This window comes from Microtetraspora sp. AC03309 (genome assembly GCF_020826795.1).
GTDB classification, from domain to species: domain Bacteria; phylum Actinomycetota; class Actinomycetes; order Streptosporangiales; family Streptosporangiaceae; genus Microtetraspora; species Microtetraspora glauca.
In genome coordinates this window covers 97,306-117,239 of the sequence record NZ_JADDIL010000011.1, presented here as the reverse complement: position 1 = coordinate 117,239, position 19,934 = coordinate 97,306, and the positions used below count along the sequence as shown (strand labels likewise).

The 19,934-nt window shown below is 73.7% G+C and carries 7 protein-coding genes; 2 read left to right on the top strand and 5 right to left on the bottom strand.

What is annotated here, in order from left to right:
* Window positions 1-48 precede the first annotated feature (48 nt).
* The 5 genes from IMZ11_RS08590 to IMZ11_RS08570 are packed head-to-tail and all read right to left on the bottom strand — an operon-like array spanning window position 49 to window position 16,102.
* Window positions 49-5,742 carry a type I polyketide synthase gene (locus IMZ11_RS08590; RefSeq protein ID WP_228639330.1) on the bottom strand — a complete coding sequence of 1,898 codons (5,694 nt, stop codon included), beginning with the start codon at window positions 5,740-5,742 and terminating at the stop codon, window positions 49-51.
* Entirely contained in the window at window positions 5,735-9,352 is a 3,618-nt protein-coding gene (locus IMZ11_RS08585; protein WP_228639328.1) for a non-ribosomal peptide synthetase, read from the bottom strand. The genes IMZ11_RS08590 and IMZ11_RS08585 overlap by 8 nt, the downstream gene beginning before the upstream one ends.
* Window positions 9,349-11,712: a lantibiotic dehydratase gene (locus IMZ11_RS08580; protein WP_228639326.1), complete on the bottom strand. Its 2,364-nt coding sequence runs from the start codon at window positions 11,710-11,712 to the stop codon at window positions 9,349-9,351. Before IMZ11_RS08580 ends, IMZ11_RS08585 begins: the two co-directional genes overlap by 4 nt.
* Window positions 11,709-12,473 (bottom strand): thioesterase II family protein, encoded by a 765-nt coding sequence (locus IMZ11_RS08575; protein ID WP_228639324.1) that lies wholly within the window; start codon window positions 12,471-12,473, stop codon window positions 11,709-11,711. The genes IMZ11_RS08580 and IMZ11_RS08575 overlap by 4 nt, the downstream gene beginning before the upstream one ends.
* Window positions 12,473-16,102 (bottom strand): amino acid adenylation domain-containing protein, encoded by a 3,630-nt coding sequence (locus IMZ11_RS08570; protein WP_228639322.1) that lies wholly within the window; start codon window positions 16,100-16,102, stop codon window positions 12,473-12,475. Before IMZ11_RS08570 ends, IMZ11_RS08575 begins: the two co-directional genes overlap by 1 nt.
* Window positions 16,103-16,343: 241 nt before the next feature.
* Between IMZ11_RS08570 and IMZ11_RS08565 the strand changes: the two genes are divergently transcribed.
* Complete coding sequence (locus tag IMZ11_RS08565; protein WP_228639320.1) at window positions 16,344-18,164, top strand: BTAD domain-containing putative transcriptional regulator; 1,821 nt, start codon at window positions 16,344-16,346, stop codon at window positions 18,162-18,164.
* Between the two features lie 69 nt (window positions 18,165-18,233).
* A complete protein-coding gene (locus IMZ11_RS08560) occupies window positions 18,234-19,931 on the top strand; it encodes a serine/threonine-protein kinase (protein WP_228639318.1) in 1,698 nt (565 codons plus the stop codon).
* Window positions 19,932-19,934 lie beyond the last annotated feature (3 nt).

Below are 19,934 nucleotides of genomic sequence, written 5' to 3'. Positions count from 1 at the left end.
GAATCTCTTCGGGTGTGAAGACCTCGGGCGTCAGCCGTGGAGAGGAGGTCAACGACGGTCCAGCCTGGGGATGGTGGTGACGGTCGGGTGCGGCCCCTCGGCGGCGTCGGTCGCATCGGTGGCGTCGGTCGCGTCGGTCGCGTCGGTCGCTTCCGGGCGCGGCGCGTCGGCCACGTCGGCGGAGGCGCGCAGCCGTTCGACGACGACCGCGAGCTCCGCCACGGTCGGGGATTCGAACAGGCTGCGCATCGGCAGCTTCACCCCGACGGCCTTGCGCAGTGAGGCGATGAGCTGCACCGCGATCAGGGAGTTGCCGCCGAGCGCGAAGAAGTCGTCGTCGATCCCGACCTGTGGCACGCCGAGGCCGTCGCTCCACACCTGGGCGATGGTCGCCTCAAGTTCGTTGCGGGGCACGGCGTGGTCGTCGGATGCTCCCGACGCCCCGGGGCGATCGTCGGCCCCGGCGTCTCCGGCGATGGTGTCGGTGGTCCGGGACCTGGCCCGTTCCGCGAGTTCGGCCACGGGCAGCGGGTTGATCACGACCTGTGCGCCGAGGCCCGCGGCCATGACCCGGAGGAACGCCTCCGCGCCGTCCACCGGAGCGATCCCGTCCGAGCCCGCCGTGCCGCCTGCCGTGCCGCCTGCCGTGCCGCCCGCTGTGCTGGCCGCTGTGCCGCCCGCTGTGCCGCCCGCTGTGCTGGCCGCCGTCCTGGCCGCTGTGCCGCCCGCCGTGCCGGCCGTCACGTCGGAGGACACGCCCGCCGAAGCGGGGACGGGTGTCGCGGTCGTGGATCCGGCCGCTGGTTCGGTGCCGTCACCCGCTAGGTTGCCCGTGACGGCGGCGCGGTCCACCCGCCGCAGCACGAAGTCGGCGATCTCCACCAGCACCCGGCCGTCCTCGTCGAAGAGCGTCAGATCGGCCGAGACCACGTCGTCGCCACCGTCGGCGTACCGCAGGTGGCTCCAGAACCGTGCGGGCAGCGACCCGCGGACCAGCACCTGGCCGTAGGAGAGCGGCAGGTAACTGCCCTCCCCGCGCCCCTCGCCGAACGCGGTGGCCACGTCGAGCAGCGCCGGATGCAGCACCCAGCGCGCGAGGTCGGCCATGGCGGCCTCGGGCGCGACGATCCTGGCGAGTTCCTCGCTCTCGCCCACGTGGTGTTCGTCCAGCGCGCCCCAGCGGGGACCGAAGGTGAGCATGCTGGTGCGACCGGGCCCGCGTACGACGGCGCTCTGCCGGCAACGGGCCACGATCGGCCCGGCCTCCACCCCGGTGGCGGGCTCGGGCCGTACCCATGCGGCCGAGCCGCGTACGTGCGCGGCGGAGCGGCCCGCCGTACGGCTCGTCACCTGGAACTCGACGCCCTCCGGTGTGTCGGCGAGCTCCACGCGGTACTGCGCGGTCGCCCCGTCGGGTACGGAGAACGGTTCCAGGAACGCCACGTCCCTGAGCTCCACGACGTGGTCCGTGTCCGGAGCGGGCACGCAGGCGGCCACGGCGGCCCGGACCGACTCCAGGTGACCGGTGCCGGGGACCACCGCGACCTCGCCGATGCGGTGCTCGTCGAGGATCCAGTGGGTGGAGGCGGACACCAGCCCGTGACACTCGGCCTGCCCGTCCTGGCCGGTCACCCGTGTGGAGAGGACCGGGTGGTCCAGCGCTTCCGCGACCCCGCCGCGTGCGGCGCGGAACCCGTCGGGCGCGGACACCTCGACGGCCATGCCGACCTCGGTCCAGCCGCCCCAGTTCTGCGACACGACCGGTGCGCTCCAGCCATGGGCACTGCGGGCGTAGGCGTCGAGGAAGTTGTTGGCCGCGCAGTAGTCGACCTGCCCGAAGCCGCCGACCACCGAGGTCACCGAGGAGCAGAGCGCCACCCAGTCGAGCGGGAGGTCGCCGAAGGCCTTCGCCAGGGCGAGGGTTCCGGCGACCTTGGGGGCCAGCACGGCGGTGGCCGCGGCCCGGTCCTTCACCTCGGCCATGCCGCCGCCGGGCAGACCGGCCGCGTGCACGATCCCGTCCAGCCCGCCGAACTCGGCGTCGATCCGCTTGCGCACCGCGCTCAGCTCGTCCGGATCGGTGACGTCGGCGGCCAGCACCAGCACCTGGGCGCCGGCCTGCTCCATCCGCCGGATCGCGAGGATGGCCCGGCCCGTCCTGTCCGCGCCGCCGTGCACCGCGAGGTGAGCGTCCCACTCCTCACGCGGCGGCAGGCCACCGCGGCTGAGCAGCGCCAGCCGGGCGCCGGCCCGCCGCGCGAAGTCCTCGGCGAGCGTGATGCCGATCCCGCCGACTCCACCGGTGATCAGGTACCGGCCGCCGTCGCGGACCACCGGCGCCTGGGGGGCCTCCTCGCCCAAGGACACCTGGGCGTAGTCGGTCACCCAGCGGCGGCCGCCGCGCAGCGTCACCTCCGGCTCGTCGGCGGGGCGCAGCAGCTCGGCGACGAGTTCCGCCGTCCGCGCGGGACCCGTCTCCGGGTCGGCGTCCACGTGCCGTACGGTCAGGCCGGGAAGTTCCAGCGGCACCACCCTGACGATGCCGGCGAGGGTGGCGTGCTCGGGGCGGAGCAGATCGCCCTGCGCGTCCGAGGTTCCCGACGAGACCACGTCGAGGTGCACACCGTCGGCCGCTCCCGCGTCGGCGAGGGCCTGGACCAGGGTCAGCACGCTGAAGAAACCGCGCTCCTGCGCGTCCCAGGTGGCGGTGATCTCACCGTCGGCGGGCGGCCCGTCCAGCGCCAGGGCGTGCACGATCCTGGCGGGGACGCCCTCGCCGAGCAGCGCCGCGTAGTCGCCGTGGCCGCCCACCCGCACGGCGGCGCCCCGGGCGCGCAGCCCGGCGACGAGTTCGTCTCCGCGCGGCCCGTCGGCCAGCACCAGGCAGTCGCCGAGGTCGGCCCGGCGGGTGTCCGGGGCGAGCTGCCGCCAGGTCGGCACCGCGAACCACTCGGCCAGCGGCAGCGGCCCACGCCGCCGGGCGGGCGCGGAGGCCGCCTGGTCGGCCGGGTCGGCGTCGATCCAGTAGCGCCTGCGCTCGAACGGGTAGGCGGGCAGCGGCACCTGGCGCGCCACAGCGCCCGGCGCAGGCCCCGTACCTGTGCCCGGTCCCGTGCCGAACCCCGCGCTCAGCGGCACTCCGGCGGCCCACAGCGTGCCCGCCGCCTCATAGACGGTGACGGTGTCCCCTGCACGTTCCCCCGGCCCGGGAAGGCTGGGCAGCGGCGCGGGCGCCCCCTTGGGAAGCTGCATCCTGGCCAGCCCGGCGAGCTGCCGTCCGGGCCCGCACTCGATCAGCAGCGGCGGCGTGTCGCCGTACGCGGCGAGCAGCCCGGCGACGCACGCGCCGAACCTGACCGGCCGCCGCAGGTGGTCGGCCCAGTACGCCGGATCGGTCGCCTGCTCGGCGGTGATGAGCTCGCCGGTGACGTTGGACCAGAACGGCAGGCTCGGGGCCTGCCGCGGCACCGAGGCGACCAGCGCGGTGAACTCCGCGAGGATCGGCTCCATCATCGCGGAGTGGAAGGCGTGCGACGTGCGCAGCGCCTTGCAGCCCACCTTCTGGTCCTTCAGGGTCGCGGCGAACGCCTCGATCGCGTCCGTGGGACCCGCGACCACGCAGGTGCCGGGGCCGTTGACGGTCGCCACCGACACACCCTCGGGCAGCAGCCCGGCCAGCGTCGACTCGTCCCGCTGTACGGCGAGCATCGCGCCCGGCGGCATCGACTGCATCAGCGCGCCGCGGGCCGCGACCAGCCGCACCGCGTCGGGCAGCCGGAAGACCCCGGCGACGGTCGCCGCCGCGTACTCGCCGATGGAGTGGCCGATCATCGCGGCCGGTCGTACGCCCCAGCTCTGCCACAGCCGGGCCAGCGCGTACTCCACGGTGAACAGCGCCGGCTGGGTGTAGCGCGTCTGCCGGAGCGTCTCGTCGGCGTCAGCGCCGTCCGTGCCCTCCGTGCCCTCTGTGCCTTCCGCGCCGTCCGCCGCGACGAAGAGGAGGTCGCGCAGGTCGAGGCCGAGGTGCTCGGTGAGCAGGCCCGCGCACTCGTCGACGGCGGCGGCGAACACCGGTTCCGTCCGGTACAGCTCGGCGCCCATGCCGGCGTACTGCGCGCCCTGCCCGGAGAACAGGAAGGCGATCGGCGGGGCGGCGGCGGGCTCCCGCTTGCGCAGGCGCTTGCGGTCGCGCAGCGCGGCGACCGCGTCCGCGCGGTCGGCGGCCACCACCGCGGCCCGGTGGGGGTACTCCAGCCGGCCCGTCCGCAGCGTGTGGGCCACATCGGCGAGATCGAGGTCTTCGTGGGCGGCGAGGTGGGCGGCGAGCCGGTCCACCGCGGTGTCCAACGCGGTGGCGGTCTTCGCGGACACCTGCAGCAGGTGCGCGGGCCGCGCGGAAAGGGTGCCGGAACCGGGCGCCGCCTCGACGGGTGGCGCCTCCTCCAGGACCACGTGCGCGTTGGTTCCTCCGATGCCGAAGGAGCTCACGCCGGCGCGTCGGGGACCGCCGTCGGTCTGCCACTTGCCCAGCGTGGACGCCACGTAGAACGGGGTGTCGTCGAAGTCGATCGCCGGGTTGGGGCGCTCGTAGTTGATGGTCGGGGGGATCAGCCCGTGCTCCAGCGCCAGCACCGTCTTGATGACGCTGATGATGCCCGAGGCCTGGCTGAGGTGGCCGATGTTGGACTTCACCGAGCCGATGGCGCACCAGCCGCGGTCCGGCGTGTCCTGCGTGTACACCGAGGACAGGGCGGCGACCTCGATCGGGTCGCCCATCGCGGTGCCGGTGCCGTGCGCCTCGACGTAGCCGATCGTGCGCGGGTCGATGGCGGCCAGCCCGACGGCCTGCGCGATCACGGAGGCCTGCCCGTCGACGCTGGGCGCGGAGAAGCCGACCTTGGCCGCGCCGTCGTTGTTGATCGCGTTGCCCCGCACCACCGCGCGGATGTGGTCGCCGTCGGCGATGGCGTCCTCAAGTCGCTTGAGTACGGCTACTCCGACCCCGCTGCCCCAGACGGTGCCGTTCGCGTCCGCGTCGAACGGCCGGCAGTGACCGTCGGGTGAGGTGAACCCCTCCACCCCGATGTATCCGGCGGCGGGCGGGTGTTCGAGGTTCACTCCACCCGCCAGGGCCATGTCGCACTCGCCGCCGCGCAGCGCCTCGCAGGCCATGTGGAACGCGACCAGCGACGTGGAGCAGGCGGTGTGGAGGGTCAGGCTGGGCCCGCGCAGGTTCAGCCGGTAGGACACGGTGGTGGCCACGTAGTTCGGCGAGTTGGCGGTGGCGAGCCCGATGCCGTGGCGGGTGTCCCACACCCGCTTGTTGCGGGCCAGGTTCTCCCACAGGTACTGGTTGCCCCCGGTGCCCGCGTAGACGCCGATGGCGCCGTCGTAGCGCGTCGGATCGGTTCCGGCGTCGTTCAGCGCCGCGTAGCACGACTCCAGGAACAGCCGGTGCTGCGGGTTGAGGATCTCCGCCTCGCGCGTGGTCATGCCGAACAGGCCGGCGTCGAACTGGTCGTACCCCTCGACGTACGGTGCCTTGGACACCCAGCTCGGGTCGTCGACGTCCTCCGCGGGCACACCCCTGGCCAGCTGCTCCTCACGGGTGAAGGAGCTGATGGACTCCACACCGTCGACCAGGTTGCGCCAGAACTCCTCGAGGTCGGCCGCGCCCGGCACGCGGGCGGCCATCCCCACGATGGCGATCGGTTCGACGCCCTCGTCGGTGACGTCACTCATGGTCGTTCTCCTGTCCGATGGTGCCGTGGGCGCGTCGTGGGCGCCGGGTACGGTTCCGCCGCGCCTCGGCCCGGGAGGCCGCGCGGGCGAGTTCGGGGTTACCGGCCTCAGGTCGGCCGGTGGGGCCGTCCGCCCGGGTGTCCAGGTGGGCGGCGAGGGTGCGGATGTTCGGATAGCGGAACAGGTCCACCATCCGCAGTTCGCGGTCGAGCCGGACGCACAGGCGGGCGTGCACGGCGGCGAGCGCCAGGGAGTGGCCGCCGATGTCGAAGAAGTTGTCGTCGGGGCCGACGCTGTCCCGCTCCAGGACCTCGCGCCAGATCGCGGCGATCAGCTCCTCGGTGGCGGACGTTCCGGCGCCCGGGACGGGGCGCGGCGCGGCCGCCGGTTCCGCGACCCGCATGGCGCCGGGCGCGGCGGCCGGGAACAGCGGGGCCGGCAGGGTGACCGCGCCCACGGCGGCGGCCGGGTCGGCGGCCAGCGCGCCGACCACGGTCACGTAGTCGGCGAGCATCGCGTCGATCCTCACGGCGTCGAACAGGTCGGGGTTGTAGACGACCTCGACCACGAACCCGCCGTCCCGTTCCGCCACGTACACGGTCAGGTCGAACGGTGAACCCGGCTTGTCGACCTCGATCGTCTCGCCGCGCAGCCCGGCGAGGTCCAGCCGCGGCTCGGTCAGGTTCAGCACGTTGAACATGACCTGCACCAGCGGGGCGCGGGAAGGATCCCTGGGGATGCCGAGCTCCTCGACCACGCGTTCCAGGGGCGCGGCCGGATGCGCGGCGACGTCCATCAGCTCGCGGGTGCACCGCCGTACGAGGGTGGCGAAGTCGGCGTGCTCGTCCGACCGCAGCCGCAGGGGCACCATGTCGATGAAGAACCCGACCAGGTCGTCGAAGGCGGCGACCCTCCGGTCGGCGACCACCGCGCCGATCACGTGGTCGGCGCTGCCGGTGACCCGGTGGAGCAGCCGGCCGAGCCCGGCCAGCAGCACGCCCGCGGGGGTCGCGCCGAGGTCGGCGGCCAGCGCGCGGACGGCGGCGCCCGTCTCGGGCGGCAGTTCCACGCGGGCCTCGGCGCCACGGTAGGTCTGCTCGGCCGGGCGGGGCCGGTCGCGGGGCAGGTCGAGCACGGTGGGCGCCCCACGCAGGTGGTCGGCCCACCAGGCCAGGTCCGCCTCGCCGTCGCGGAGGTCACGCTCGGCGCGCCAGACCGCGTAGTCGGCGTACGACGCGCGCGGCGGCGGGAGGTCCGCCGCCCGGCCCGTGACGGCGGCCGCGTAGGCGGCGGCGAGATCGGTGTAGAGCACGTCCCCGGACCAGCCGTCGAACACCGCGTGGTGCAGGGTCAGCGCCAGCACGTGTTCGCCCGGACCCAGCACGTACAGCCACGCCCGCCAGGGGGAGCCGCCCGCCAGGTCGAACGGCGCGGCCGCGCCGGCCGCCAGCCGGGTGCGGAGCTGCGTTTCTCGCTGCGCCTCGCCGTATCCGCTCAGGTCCACCACGGTCAGGTCCACGTCGGACGGCGGCTCGCAGACGGCGTACGGCACGCCGGCCGTCTGCCGGATCCGCCAGCGCAGGACGTCGTGCCGTTCCGCGACGGCCCGCAGCGCCGTACGCAGGGCCGCCGGGTCCAGGGGGCCGCGCAGCCTCTGGGCGAGCGCGATGTTGTACGGCGCGGCCTCGGGCGCGAGCTGGTCCATGAACCACAGCCGGCGCTGAGGTGGGGCCAGGGTCGGCGGATGGCCGAGGGTGAGCTCCGGCCCCGGCCGCCGGGCGGCCTTGTCGAACCGTTCGGCGATCTCCGCCAGGGTGCGGCCGGCGAACACGTCGTCCACCGTCACGTCCAGTTCCAGCTCGTCGCGGGCGGCGGCGACGAGCCGCATCGCGGTGATCGAGTCGCCCCCGCTCGCGAAGAAGTCGGCGCCGATGCCGAGCCGCCGCCAGATCGCCGCGAGTGCCCGTTCTGTGGTGGTCCTTCCTTCCGGTGCGCCGTCGGCGGGACGGCCGGCGGCGGCCAGCTCGCGCAGCCTGGCTCCGTCCACCTTGCCGGAGGCGTTGAGCGGCAGTCGGGGCAGGCGCAGCACCCGTCCGGGCAGCATCGCCGCGGTCAGCCGCGAGGCGGCGTATCCCACGTCGTCCGGCGCGTCCTCGGGGGTGAGGAAGGCGACCAGTTCCAGGCCGCCGCCGGGCCGGGGCACCGCCTCGACCGCCGCCTGCGTCACGCGCGGATGCTCCCGCAGGACGGCCGCGATCTCGCCGACCTCGACCCGCTGGCCGCGGATCTTGACCTGCCCGTCGCGGCGGCCCAGGAAGACGAGCCGCCCGTCCGGGGTGTACCGGACCAGGTCTCCGGTCCGGTAGAGCCGGGCGCCCGGCTCGCCGGAGAACGGGTCGGGCACGAACACATCGGCGGTCGTCGCGGGCCCGCCGAGGTAGCCGCGAGCCACGCCGGGGCCGCCGACCAGCAGCTCGCCCTCGGCTCCCGGCTCGACCGGGCGGAGCCGCTCGTCGACGACATGGCAGCGGTAGCCGGGCAGGGGATGTCCGATGGGCACCGGCGTGCCCTGCGGCGCGGTCAGCTCGGCCGTGGTGACCGCCACCGTGGTCTCGGTGGGCCCGTAGGCGTGGATGAACCGGCGGCCCGGTGTCGCCCACCGGTCGGCCAGCTCGGCCGGCACCGATTCCGCGCCGGACATCACCGTCCGCCAGCCGGGCAGCGTGGCCGGGTCGAGCAGGGAGAGCACAGCCGGGGTGAGGAACCCCCAGGTGACCCGGTGCTCGGCGACGAAACGCCGCAGTCTGGCCGGGTCGGCGCGGTCGGCGTCACCCGCCAGCAGCACCGTCCCGCCCACGGCCAGCGGTACGAGCTGGTCGAGGACGGCGACGTCGAACCCGAGGGACGCGGCGGCCAGCGCGCGGGTGGTCTCGTCGGCTCCGCTGATCGCGGCCCATCCGGTCACGAACGACATCACGTTGCGGTGAGTGACGGCCACGCCCTTGGGACGGCCGGTGGACCCGGAGGTGTACAGCACGTAGGCGAGGTTGTCCGGCGCGGCCGGGCAGGCGGGCACGGCGGCCAGGTCGGCCAGGTCAGACGGCTCCGCCAGGTCGGCCAGGTCGGCCCCATCGGACGGCTCGGACTGCCGGGCCGGATCGGACTGCTGGGTCGGATCGGACGGCTCGGGTACGGCGACGCACCGCACGGCCGTCTCACCCGCCGCCTCGCCGACCGCCTGGGCTCCGGCCGGGTCGCACACCACGATGCCCAGACCGGCGTCGGCGGCCATGTCACGCAGCCGCAGTCGCGGGCCGTCCGGATCCAGCGGCACGTAACAGCCGCCGGACAGCAGCACGCCGAGGACCGCAACCAACATCGAGGGCCGCCGCTTCAGGCAGATCCCGACCCTGGTCTCCGGGCCGACGCCGAGAGCGTGGAGCCGGGCGGAGAGCGACGCGGCGCGGCGGGCCAGCTCGCCGTACGTGATCTTCTCGTCCCACTGGGCGACCGCGACCGCGTCCGGTACGGCGCGAGCCCGCGCCATGATCAGGTCGGCGACGGTGAGGTGGGCGCCGATCTCCTCGACGCGGGGCGGACGGCCGTTCATCGCCCGCCGTCCACGGTGACGGGGTCGGTGATCTGGAGGCGGAGTTCGCTGAAGTAGCGGTTGCCGTCGTGGTCGGGGACCCAGGCATGGTCGGGGGTGGGGAGGGCTTCGCTGATGGTGAGGGCGACGTCGGGTCCGGCGGCGCGGAGCATGGCGCACAGGACACCGGCGTAGTGGGGACTGGTGAGATCGAAGTAGCAGGGTTTCACTTCGGTGCCGATCTTGATGAAGACCTGGTCGGGGAGGCCGAGGCGTTGACGCCAGGCGCGTGTGGCGAGGTAGCGTCCGCGTTCGCCCTTGACGCCGGCGAGTCCGGTTTCGCCGACGGTGGTACGCCAGATCTCGCGGGCGATGACGAGCCGGTCGATGGTGATCCGGGGGACGTGGGCGCCCGGCATGGTGATCTTGAAGGCGTCGACGGCGAGGGTGCTGAGCATCTCGGAGAACATCTCGATCAGTGGCCATCGGTGCCCGTCGGGCGCGGTGGCGACCAGCGTTCCCTCCTCCTCGGTGACGGTGACGGAGGTGGCGGGCAGCAGCAGGTCGGGGTCCGCGCCCGCCGCCGCGGTGAAGCCCAGCATCCGGTCGGTGGTGCCGGTCAGCGACGCCATGAGCCGTCCGGTGTGCCGGGGCCAGGTCCCGGGACGGAGCAACCGGATCCGGTGCGGCCCGAGATCGAGGGTCAGCTCGTCCCGGAGCCGGTCGACCGAGGGATGCCAGGCGGTGAAGACGTCGCAGTCGAACGTCGCCCACGCCGCGTGCATCTCGCCGAGGACCACCTGATAGTCGCCGCGGTTGACCGCGTCGGCGTCCGTGGCGCAGATCTGCAGGTCGGGGCTGTGCAGCCGGCCCGCGGACCAGCCGGGCCGTTCGGCGGGGAAGAGCCGGGCCAGCGGTTCGGCCAGGTCGGTGGCGGCGAACCGGACGCGGGCGACGTCCCGCTCCAGGCGGGCGTCCTTATCCGGCCCGGATCCCTGCCCGGATCCCTGCCCGGATCCCTGCCCGGATCCCGGCGCGGACTCAGGCCCGGACTCCAGCCCGAACAGGCTTTCCCAACGCCGCGCGAACTCGTCGGCGACGGCGTCCGCCGGACGCCGCCCGGCGCCCCAGAACAGGCCGGGGGACAGGGACAACAGGTCGTCCAGGCGTACCGGGGCGTCGGACTCCTCCCGCAGGTCGTCGTACAGCTCACGCAACGCCGTCGCGTACGCGTCGGCCAGCGCGGCCGTCAGCCAGCGGGCGGTGGTGAGGAGGACGGCGAGGGGCGGTGCGAGGTCGTTCAGGAGTGTGGTGCCGACGGTGACGTCGAGGTCGCGGGTTGTGTCCTCGTAGCAGAGGGTGCGGCCGGCGTACATCTGGCCGTCGCGTCGGCGCGGTGGGGCGCCCGTCAGCGCGGTGAATTCTTCGTCCAGCGTGGCGAGGGCGGCTCTGAGGGTGTCGGGGTCGCCGGCCGCGGCGGCGACGGTGTCGCGGGCGGCGCACAGGCGGTCGAGTCCGGCCATGGCGCTCTCGCGTAGGCCGGGGTCCTCGATGGTGGTGATGCGGTGGCGGAGGGCGTGTTCGGCGGTGCGGCCGAGGGGGAGGGCGGCGTCCCAGGTGATGAGGTCGCGTTCGGCGAGTCGTTCGAGGAGGAGGTAGCCGTCCTCGGGGCGGTCGAGTTCGGCGACGACGTCTGTGGCGGGGGTGCGTCCGTCGCATCGGGCGAGTACGGCGGCTTCGACCGGTGACAGGGGAAGGGGCGGCTGCATGGGGCGCAGCACCGTCCGATCCTCCAGCGTGAGGTGAGGGAGGAGCGCGGGTGGCCAGTGGCGGCGGATCCGGGGGTCGGTGGCGAGGTGGTCGGCGTAGGCGGTCAGGGCCCAGCTTTCGAAGAAGACCCGTCGTTCACGCAGGAGCCGGGGGCCGGGGTGGACGTCGAGTGCCTCGGGGGAGTCCTGGACGGTGATCCAGCAGACGGGCCCGAAGAAGCCGATGGTCTCGTTCTTGGCGCAGTACCGCTGCCAGTAGCGGGCCACCGCCCGTTCCCTGTCCCGGCGGCGCCTGTTGCGAGCGGCCGCGGGACCACCGGCGACCAGGCTGTTCAGCGTGACGAGCACGCCGGGGTTCTGCCAGGTGATGGCCTCGCGGAAGAGCGGGTCGGCGGCGATCTCGCAGATCTTCGCCGCTCCGGCGGCGATCGCCTCGTCCAGGGCCTTGTCGAGGGTCTCGGCGTCGCCGTGCCCGGCGAGCAGGTCGTCGGCGGCGGCCGCGGCCGAGGGGGCGTGGAAGGCGTCCAGCCCGGCGGCGGGGAAGCCGGTGGTGCGCAGCAGCGCGTCCGGCCACACCGTCCAGCCGGTGTCTCCGAGGGGCGGGTTCTTCACCGGTCACCGGCCAGCGTCGTGAGGTCCGCCGACAGGAGGGCGATCAGGTCCGCCTGGCGGTCCTGGAGGAAGAAATGACCGCCTTCGACGTGGTGCAGGACGAATCCCGCGCTGGTGTGCCGCTCCCACCCGGCCATCTGCTCCATCGAGACGGCCCGGTCGAGCGTGCCGGCGACGGCCCTGATCGGCACCGGCAGCGGCGCCTCCGGCTGGTACACGTAGTCGTCCAGCCAGGTGAAGTCCGCACGCAACGTCGGCAGCAGCAGTTCCAGAAGCTCGGGTTCGCCGGCGACCGCCTCCGGCACCCCGCCCCCGGCGACGACCCGGGCCAGCAGCTCGTCGCCGGGCACGCGGGAGAGCCCGTCGAACGTCGCGGACCCGGTCAGGTGCGGCGCGCGGGCGGCGCCCACGTACAGCCGGACCGGCAGTGACGCGCCGGCCCGGCGCAGGGTCCGGATCAGCTCGAACGCGAGCCGCGCGCCCAGCGAATGCCCGTACAGCGCGTACGGGCGGCCGTCCGACGTCGTGGCGTCGGTGACCGCGGCGGCCAGCTCGGCCAGGTCGATCTCGGCGGGCTCGACGATCCGGTTCTCCCGTCCGGGGAGCTGGACGCCCAGCACCTCCACGTCGGGAGCGAGCGCGGCGGGCCACGGGTGGAACACACCCGCGCCCGCACCGGCGTACGGCAGGCAGAAGAGCCGGTGCGCCGCCTGCGGCAACGGCCGCGGGCAGCGGAACCAGCGGGCCGTAAGAGTGGACATCAGTTGCCTCCCGGCGGGTCGATCCAGTAGCGCTGTCGCTGGAAGGGATAGGTCGGCAGGGGCACCCGCCGCCCTGGGACGGCGGCACCGGATGGCGGCGCCTCCGATGCGGCGGCCCGGGACATCAGCAGGTCGGGGTCGAGCGCCGCGACGGCCTCGGCGAGGTCACCGCACTCCACGACGACCCGGTGTGCGAAGGTCCGGCGTCCGAGCGTCAGCGTGTGCGCCACGTCCGCCGGTGACAGGTGGGGGTTGGCGGCGAGGTGGTCGCGCAGCCGTACGATCGCCGCGCGCAGGGCCTCGGGAGTGCGCGCGGAGACGGGGAACGTGTACCGCCTCCCGGAGGCGGACGTCGCTCCCGGCGACCCCGGTCCTGCCGGCCCCGGCGCGTCCGCTGCGTCCGGCTCCGCTGCGTCCGGCTCCGCTGCGTCCGGCTCCGCTGCGTCCGGCTCCGGCGGCGCCTGTCCTGGAGCCTGTCCTGGCGCCTCGGCCACCAGGACGTGGGCGCCGGTGCCGCCGATGCCGATCGCGCTGACCCCGGCCACGCGGCGGCCATCTGGCCAGTGCGTCGTCTTGGACGGGAGGTAGAACGGTCCGCGCTCCAGTTCGAGCTGTGGGTGGGGCGTGCCGAGGTGCAGGTTGCCGGGGATCTGCCCGTGCCACACCGACAGGACCGCCTTGATGAATCCCGCGATTCCGGAGGCGGCGTCCGTGTGGCCGATGTTGGTCTTGACCGCGCCCAGCGCGCAGTGGCCGGTGCCGCGTGCACCGGCCGCCCGGAAGGCGCGGGTCAGCGCCTCCACCTCGATCGCGTCCCCCAGCGGGGTGCCGCTGCCGTGCGCCTCCACCATGCCGATCTCGTCGGGGGAGATCCCCGCGTCGCCGAGCGCCTCGGTCACCGCGGCGACCTGCCCGGTCAGGCCGGGTACGGCGAAGCCGGCCCGCGAGGCGCCGTCGTTGCCGACCGCCCAGCCGGGGATCACGGCGTACACGTGGTCGCCGTCGGCCATGGCGTCGGCGAGCCGCTTCAGTGCCACCACGCCGCTTCCGCTGGAGAAGCCGGAGCCGGCGGCCTCGGCGTCGAAGGCGCGGCAGCGGCCGTCAGGGGAGACCATCCCGCCGGGAGTGTGCCGGTGGCGAGGCCAGGTGACGGTGACGCCGCCCGCGAGCGCGAGGTCGCAGCGGTGGTCGGCGAGACTCTGGGCGGCGAGGCACACCGCGACCAGCGAGCTGGAGCAGGCGGTCTGCACCGCGATCGCCGGACCGGTCAGGCCGAGCCGGTAGGCCACCTGCCCCGGCAGGTGGTCGGAACGCTGGTGCGGCAGGAGCCGCCCCTCCCAGTCGTCGGGGTCGTCCGGCGTACCGGCGGCGGGGTTGCCGAACAGGTGGAACAGGAAGTACCTGTTGGCCGACGTCGAGGCGAACACGCCGACCTGGCCGTCGAACCGCTCCGGGTCGCATCCCGCGTCCTCCAGGCACTCCCAGGCCGTCTCCAGGAACAGCCGGTGCTGCGGATCGGTGCGGGCGGCCTCGTCGGAGGCGAACCCGAAGAACTCCGCGTCGAAGTCCGCCACCCCGTCCAGCTTTCCGCCGGCCCGTACGTGCGCGGGGTCGGCGAGCAACGTCGCGCCGACGCCCAGTTCGCGCAGCTCGGATTCCGAGTAGTCCCAGATGGTGTCCACGCCGTCGGACAACACGGACCAGAACGCGGCGGGGTCCGGCGCGCCGGGGAATCGGCAGGCCAGGCCCACCACCGCGACATGCCCGTCGAGATCGTCGAGATCGTCGAAGTCCTCGCGCTCGTCGAAGTCGTCGGCCTGGCCGGTGGCGGCCGGCCGAGCGGACGACGTGACGGCCGGTCCGCTCGGCGTGGTCGGCGCGGTCGGCGTGCTCAGGGCCCTGGCCTGGGCCCGCACCGTGGTGTGCTCGAACAGCGCCGTCATCGGCACCGCCGTCCCGAACGTGTCGGCCAGCCGCCGCTGGAGCCGTCCAAGGAGCAGGGAGTGACCGCCGGCGTCGAAGAAGGGCTCGGTCACGCCGACCTGGTCCACCCCGAGCACGTCGCACCAGACGTCGTGCACGGCCGCCTCGACGGGCGTGGCCGGCCGCTCACCCGCGCGTACGGGGGAGGGAGCGGGCAGGGCCCTGACGTCCACCTTGCCGGTCGGGGTGAGCGGCAGCGCGTCGAGCACCACGATCGCCGCGGGCACCAGATGGTCCGGCAGGTTCTCGGCCGCGCTCCGTCGCAGCGCGGCCGGATCGAGTACGGCGCCGGGGGAGGGCTGGACATGCGCGACGAGCCGGTCGCCCGCGAGCGAGACCACGGCCTTGGCCACCCCAGGCCGTCCCACCAGGTGCGCCTCGACCTCGGCCGGCTCGACGCGGAAGCCGCGCACCTTGATCTGCCGGTCCAGCCTGCCCAGGCAGACCAGCGTGCCGTCGGGGAGCCGGCGTCCGAGGTCTCCGGTGCGGTAGACCCGCCTGCCCTCGTCGTCGACGGTGAAGCGCTCGGCGGTGCGTTCCGGGCCCCGCCAGTACCCGAGCGCCAGATAGGGGCCGCGGATGGCGATCTCACCCTCGTCGGCGGAGTCGGCGGCGTGGGCGGCGTGCGCGGTGCCTTCGTCGGCGGTCGCGCCGGTGCCGCCGTCCAGCAGCACCACCTCGTAGCCGGGCAGCGCGCGGCCTATCGGCATCAGGGGACCGGCTTCCGGCGCGGTGTCCGGCAGGTCGAAGGAGGTCCGATGGTGCGCCGCGAAGGTGGCCTCGGTGGCGCCGTAACCGTTTACAAAGAGGCACGCGTCGGCGAAACGCCCACGGCCCGCGACCACATCGGACCTGGTCACCCGCTCGCCGCCGAGCAGAACGGTACGGACCGACGGCAACCGGCCGTCCGGCCCCAGGGCGTCGAGCACGTACCGGTAGAGCGTCGGGGTGGAGTGGTAGACGGTCACCCCGAGGTCGGCCAGGCGGCGTACCAGCTCGCCCGGCCCGAGCGCGCGGACGTTGATCGGCACCACGGCCGCACCCGTCAGCAGCGCGGGGTAGATGTCCGGGATGGAGGCGTCGAAGCTGACCGAGGAGAGCAGGCTGAGCCGGTCCTCCGCGGTGATCGACAGACTGTCGATCTGGTTGCCGACGCAGTGCAGCAGGTTGCGGTGGCTCTGGGCCACGCCTTTGGGCACGCCGGTGGATCCGGAGGTGTACCGCAGGTAGGCCAGGCCGTCCGGGTCGATCGCTCCGGAGACCACCGGCGCCGCCGGGGGCGCGTCTTCGATGAAGACGACCGGGCACGGCCGGTCGTCGAGGAGGGTCCGGGCGAGCGCCTCGTGCTCGTGGGTGGAGACCAGCACGGTGACGTCGGCGTCGTCGATCATGTAGGCCAGGCGCGGCGCCGGATACGCCGGGTCGAGCGGCACGTAGACGCAGCCGGAGAGCAGAGTTCCCATGATCGCCGCGATGACGCCGGCGCCGTGGCCGATCAGCAGGCCGACGCGCGTTCCCGGGCGGGCTCCCGCCGTGGTGACGAGGCGCTGGACCCCGCCGGCGGCGGCGGCCAGGTCCGCATAGGTGACCGAGGATCCGGCCGAATGCACCGCGACGTGGCCAGGGTTCTTTCTGACGACATTCAAGAACTGATCGACTACGGTGTGTTGCGTCACCGGAATTCTCGCACGATGCCTACCAAATCGGTTCCGCCAATCACGGTGTTACGCAGACAGAGATGACTCGCGACTTGTCGACACTTGGACGTTAAAGGTCAGGCATTGCCGATCATTGGCCGTATGATTGCTGTGTCCGCAATTGCGGTTATTGCGACTCTGGTGTGATCTTTCGCGATGATCCGCGAGTGGCTCAGGCGAGGGAACCGGCATGATCGTCGACAAAATCGTTCCCGCGTACGACTTCCAGATTCTCGGACCGCTCCAGGTCCGCGTGGAAGGGATCACGTTGGCGTTGCCGGCACGCCATCCGCGCATGCTGCTCGCCGTCCTGCTGTTGCACAACGGCGAGGTCGTTCCCGAGGGGCGTCTCCTGGAACAGGTGTGGGGCCACGGCGTCGGCAGCACGATCGCCCTGCGCACGGCCGTGTCGCGACTGCGCTCCTGGTTGCGCGACAAAGCGGCCGCGGTCGCTGAGATCGAGCACGTCGGCGGCGGCTACCGGCTCCGGCTGCCGGACCGGTTCCTCGACGCCGCCCGCTTCCGCGCCGCGCTGGCCTCCGACGTCGAGACCGCGGGAGGGGACCCGCACCAGCGGCTCGCCGCCCTGGTGGGCGCTCTCGAACTCTGGCACGGCTCCGTGCTTGACGGCTTCCCCGAAGGGGTGCGGGAGGAGTCGGCGATCCGCGCTCTGGAAGACGAGCACGCCACGTGCGTGCAGCGGCTGGCCACGCTCGCCATCTCGGTCCAGATGCCCGAACTGGTGTTGCCGAGGGCCCGCGCCCTGGCACGGGCGCGGCCGTTCGACGAGCCGTTGCACACACGCCTGATCGAGTTACACGCCGCCTGCGGCCGGCCCGCGGAGGCCCTCATGGAGTACGAGCGGCTGAGAACCCGGCTGGCCGAGGAACTGGGCGTCGCGCCCAGCGCGGACGCGCAGAGCGCCTATCTGAGCGTGCTCAACCAGGACCTTCCGTCGCCCGGCGGGTTCGAGCGGCCCAGTGGCATCGGGCGGGGACATCAGGTCGTCCCCCGTCAGACCCCTCCCGACATCGCCGACTTCACGGGACGCGCCAAGGCGGTCGCCGTGCTCCTCGACCACCTGGACGGGGTGCTCGACGACTCGACCAGGACGACCGCGCTGGTCGCGGCGATCACCGGTCCCGCCGGAGCGGGCAAGACCGCCGTCGCCGTGCACATCGCCCACCGGCTGATGTCCGCGTACACCGACGGCCAGCTCTACGCCGACCTGCGCGGTGGCGCGTCCACGCCCGAATCCCCGATCCGCGTGCTCGGGCGGTTCCTGCGGGCGCTCGGAGTCGCCAAGAACGCCGTACCTGACGACCCGGCCGAGCGCACGGCCCTGTACCGCAGCCTCGTGAGCGGCCGTCGCATGCTGGTCATCCTCGACGACGCCGCGGACGAGGCGCAGGTACGGCCCCTGCTCCCCGGCTCACCGGCGTGCGCGGTCCTCATCACCGGCCGCACCCGGCTGGTGGGCGTCGGCGGCGCGAGGATCGTGGAGGTCGACCGGTTCGACACCGATCACGCCATCCAGCTCCTCTCGGCCATCGTCGGGCACGAGCGGGTGACCGCGGAACCCGACGCCGCGGCCGAGCTGGTCCGGCTGTGCGACAGGCTTCCCCTGGCGGTGCGCATCTGCGGCGCCCGGCTCGCCGCGCGCCCGTACTGGCCCATCGCCGACCTGGTCGCCCTGTTGCGCGACGAGCATCGCCGGCTGGACGAGTTGAGCGTCGCGGACCTGGCCGTACGGGACGGTCTGGTGCAGAGCCACGCACGGTTGAGAAAGGACGTCCGCCAGACGCTGACCCGGCTGGCCAGGTTGGGGCGGGTCGAGTTCACGACCGGCACCGTCGCCGCCGTCTGCGGCCTGGACCACAGCGCCGCCGTGGACCATCTGGGGATCCTGGTCGAGGCCCGGTTCGTCTCGGTGGTCGACACCGGTCAGGCTGGCCGGTTCCACTATCGCGTCGACGACCTGGTCCGGCTGTTCGTCCTCCACCCGAGCTGAGCTGAGCCGACAGAAGCCGAGGTTGAGGCCTTTGTCGTGGTTGGGGTCTTTGACCGTAAGGTGACTCCGATGAACGTGATCGGCGGATACGTGCTCAGGCGTGAGCTGGGCCGGGGCGGCATGGGCGTGGTGCACCTCGCCTCCACCCCGACCGGCGGCCTGGCCGCGGTGAAGGTGATCCATCCCCATCTGGCCCGCGATCCGGCCTTCCGGCGGCGCTTCGATCGCGAGGTCACGGCGGCGCGCAGCGTGGCCAGGTTCTGCACGGCTCCAGTACTCGACGCGGGGATCGAAGAAGGCGTCGCCTACCTCGTCACGGAATACGTGAAGGGGCCGGATCTGGCGCAGGCCGTACGCGAGCAGGGGCCGCTGACCGGCGGCAACCTGGAGGCGCTCGCGGTCGGGATCGCCACCGCGCTCCACGCCATCCACGGGGCCGGGGTGATCCACCGCGACCTCAAGCCGTCGAACGTGCTGCTGTCGCCGCTCGGCCCGCGCGTGATCGACTTCGGCATCGCGCAGCTCGTCGACAACCAGAGCCTGGCCAGCCAGGCGATCGTGGGCACGCCCGCGTTCATGGCACCCGAGCAGGTACGCGCCGACCCGCTGACGCCCGCGGCCGACGTCTACGCGTGGGGCGGGGTGATCGCGTTCGCCGGTACGGGACGGTTGCCGTTCGGCGGCGGCTCGCCGTCCGAGGTCCTCTACCGCATCGTCAACGAGGGGCCGAATCTCGACGGCCTCGACGAGCGCATGCGCGCCGTCGTCGAGCGGGCCATGGCCAAGGACCCGGCGCGGCGGCCGAGCGCGCAGCGGCTGTTGGACGAACTGGTCGGTGGCCGGCCGACCCCCGCGACGGCCACCCAGGTCGTCGAACGCACCTGGTCCGGCACCGCCGCGCCGCGCACGCCCGCCGGTCCTGTCCCACCCGATGGACCCACCACGCGCGATGGGTCGGCCCCGGCCGCAGGCCTGTACATCCCCGGAGACCGGAACGTATCCGGCCGCACGGCCGTATCGGGCCCGGCTGTATCGGGCCCGGTCGCATCGGACCCGGCCGTATCTGGCATGGTCGCGTCGGGCCCGGCCGTACCCGAGGCACGGCTCGCGACGGCGCGGCGACGGTGGCCCCGGGTCGCGGGCGTCGTGGCGGGCGGCGTCGCGCTCGCCGCGGTCCTGGCCGGCGGGTGGGCCGTCTACACCGGCCTCGGCACGACGGCCCTGCCCTACCGCGCGGACTTCGCCGACTCCTGGGCCGTCGGCGCGTCCGAGGGCGGCCGGAGCGAGCGGGACGGCGGCGGCTACGTGCTGACCGCGAACGCCGGCTGGCGGTTGTGGAAGTCGGCTCCCTTCTCGGGCGAGTCCGCCGAAGGCATCGTGATCAGCTCCAGGGTGCGGCTGGAGCGGGGCTCGGGCGAGTTCGGCGTGTGGTGCCACGGAGACTCGGGCACCGGCGACCGCTACGAGTTCGCGGTCACCGGCTCGGGCGAGGCGTCGATCAACAAGCGGCACGGCGGGCGGAGCACCGTCCTGCACGGCCCCGTCCAGGTGAGGAAGTCGGCGGAGAACCGGGTCGTCGCCCAGTGCGTACAGCGGGGCGAGAAGGTCGCCCTGAGCATGTGGCTCAACGACGACCTGGTGAGCGAGGCCGCCGACACGAGCGGCCCCTACAGCCCGGGAGCCGTCGGCGTGTACGCGGCCCCGGACACGGCGCAGCCCGTCCAGGTCAGGTTCCGCACGTTCGAGCTCCGCGCGGCGAAGGGCTGAGCG

Coding starts and splice junctions, on each gene's coding strand:
- IMZ11_RS08575 (WP_228639324.1), bottom strand. CDS start 12,473: ATGTCCACTCTTACGGCCCGCTGGTTCCGCTGCCCGCGGCCGTTGCCG.
- IMZ11_RS08585 (WP_228639328.1), bottom strand. CDS start 9,352: ATGAACGGCCGTCCGCCCCGCGTCGAGGAGATCGGCGCCCACCTCACC.
- IMZ11_RS08560 (WP_228639318.1), top strand. CDS start 18,234: ATGAACGTGATCGGCGGATACGTGCTCAGGCGTGAGCTGGGCCGGGGC.
- IMZ11_RS08590 (WP_228639330.1), bottom strand. CDS start 5,742: ATGAGTGACGTCACCGACGAGGGCGTCGAACCGATCGCCATCGTGGGG.
- IMZ11_RS08565 (WP_228639320.1), top strand. CDS start 16,344: ATGATCGTCGACAAAATCGTTCCCGCGTACGACTTCCAGATTCTCGGA.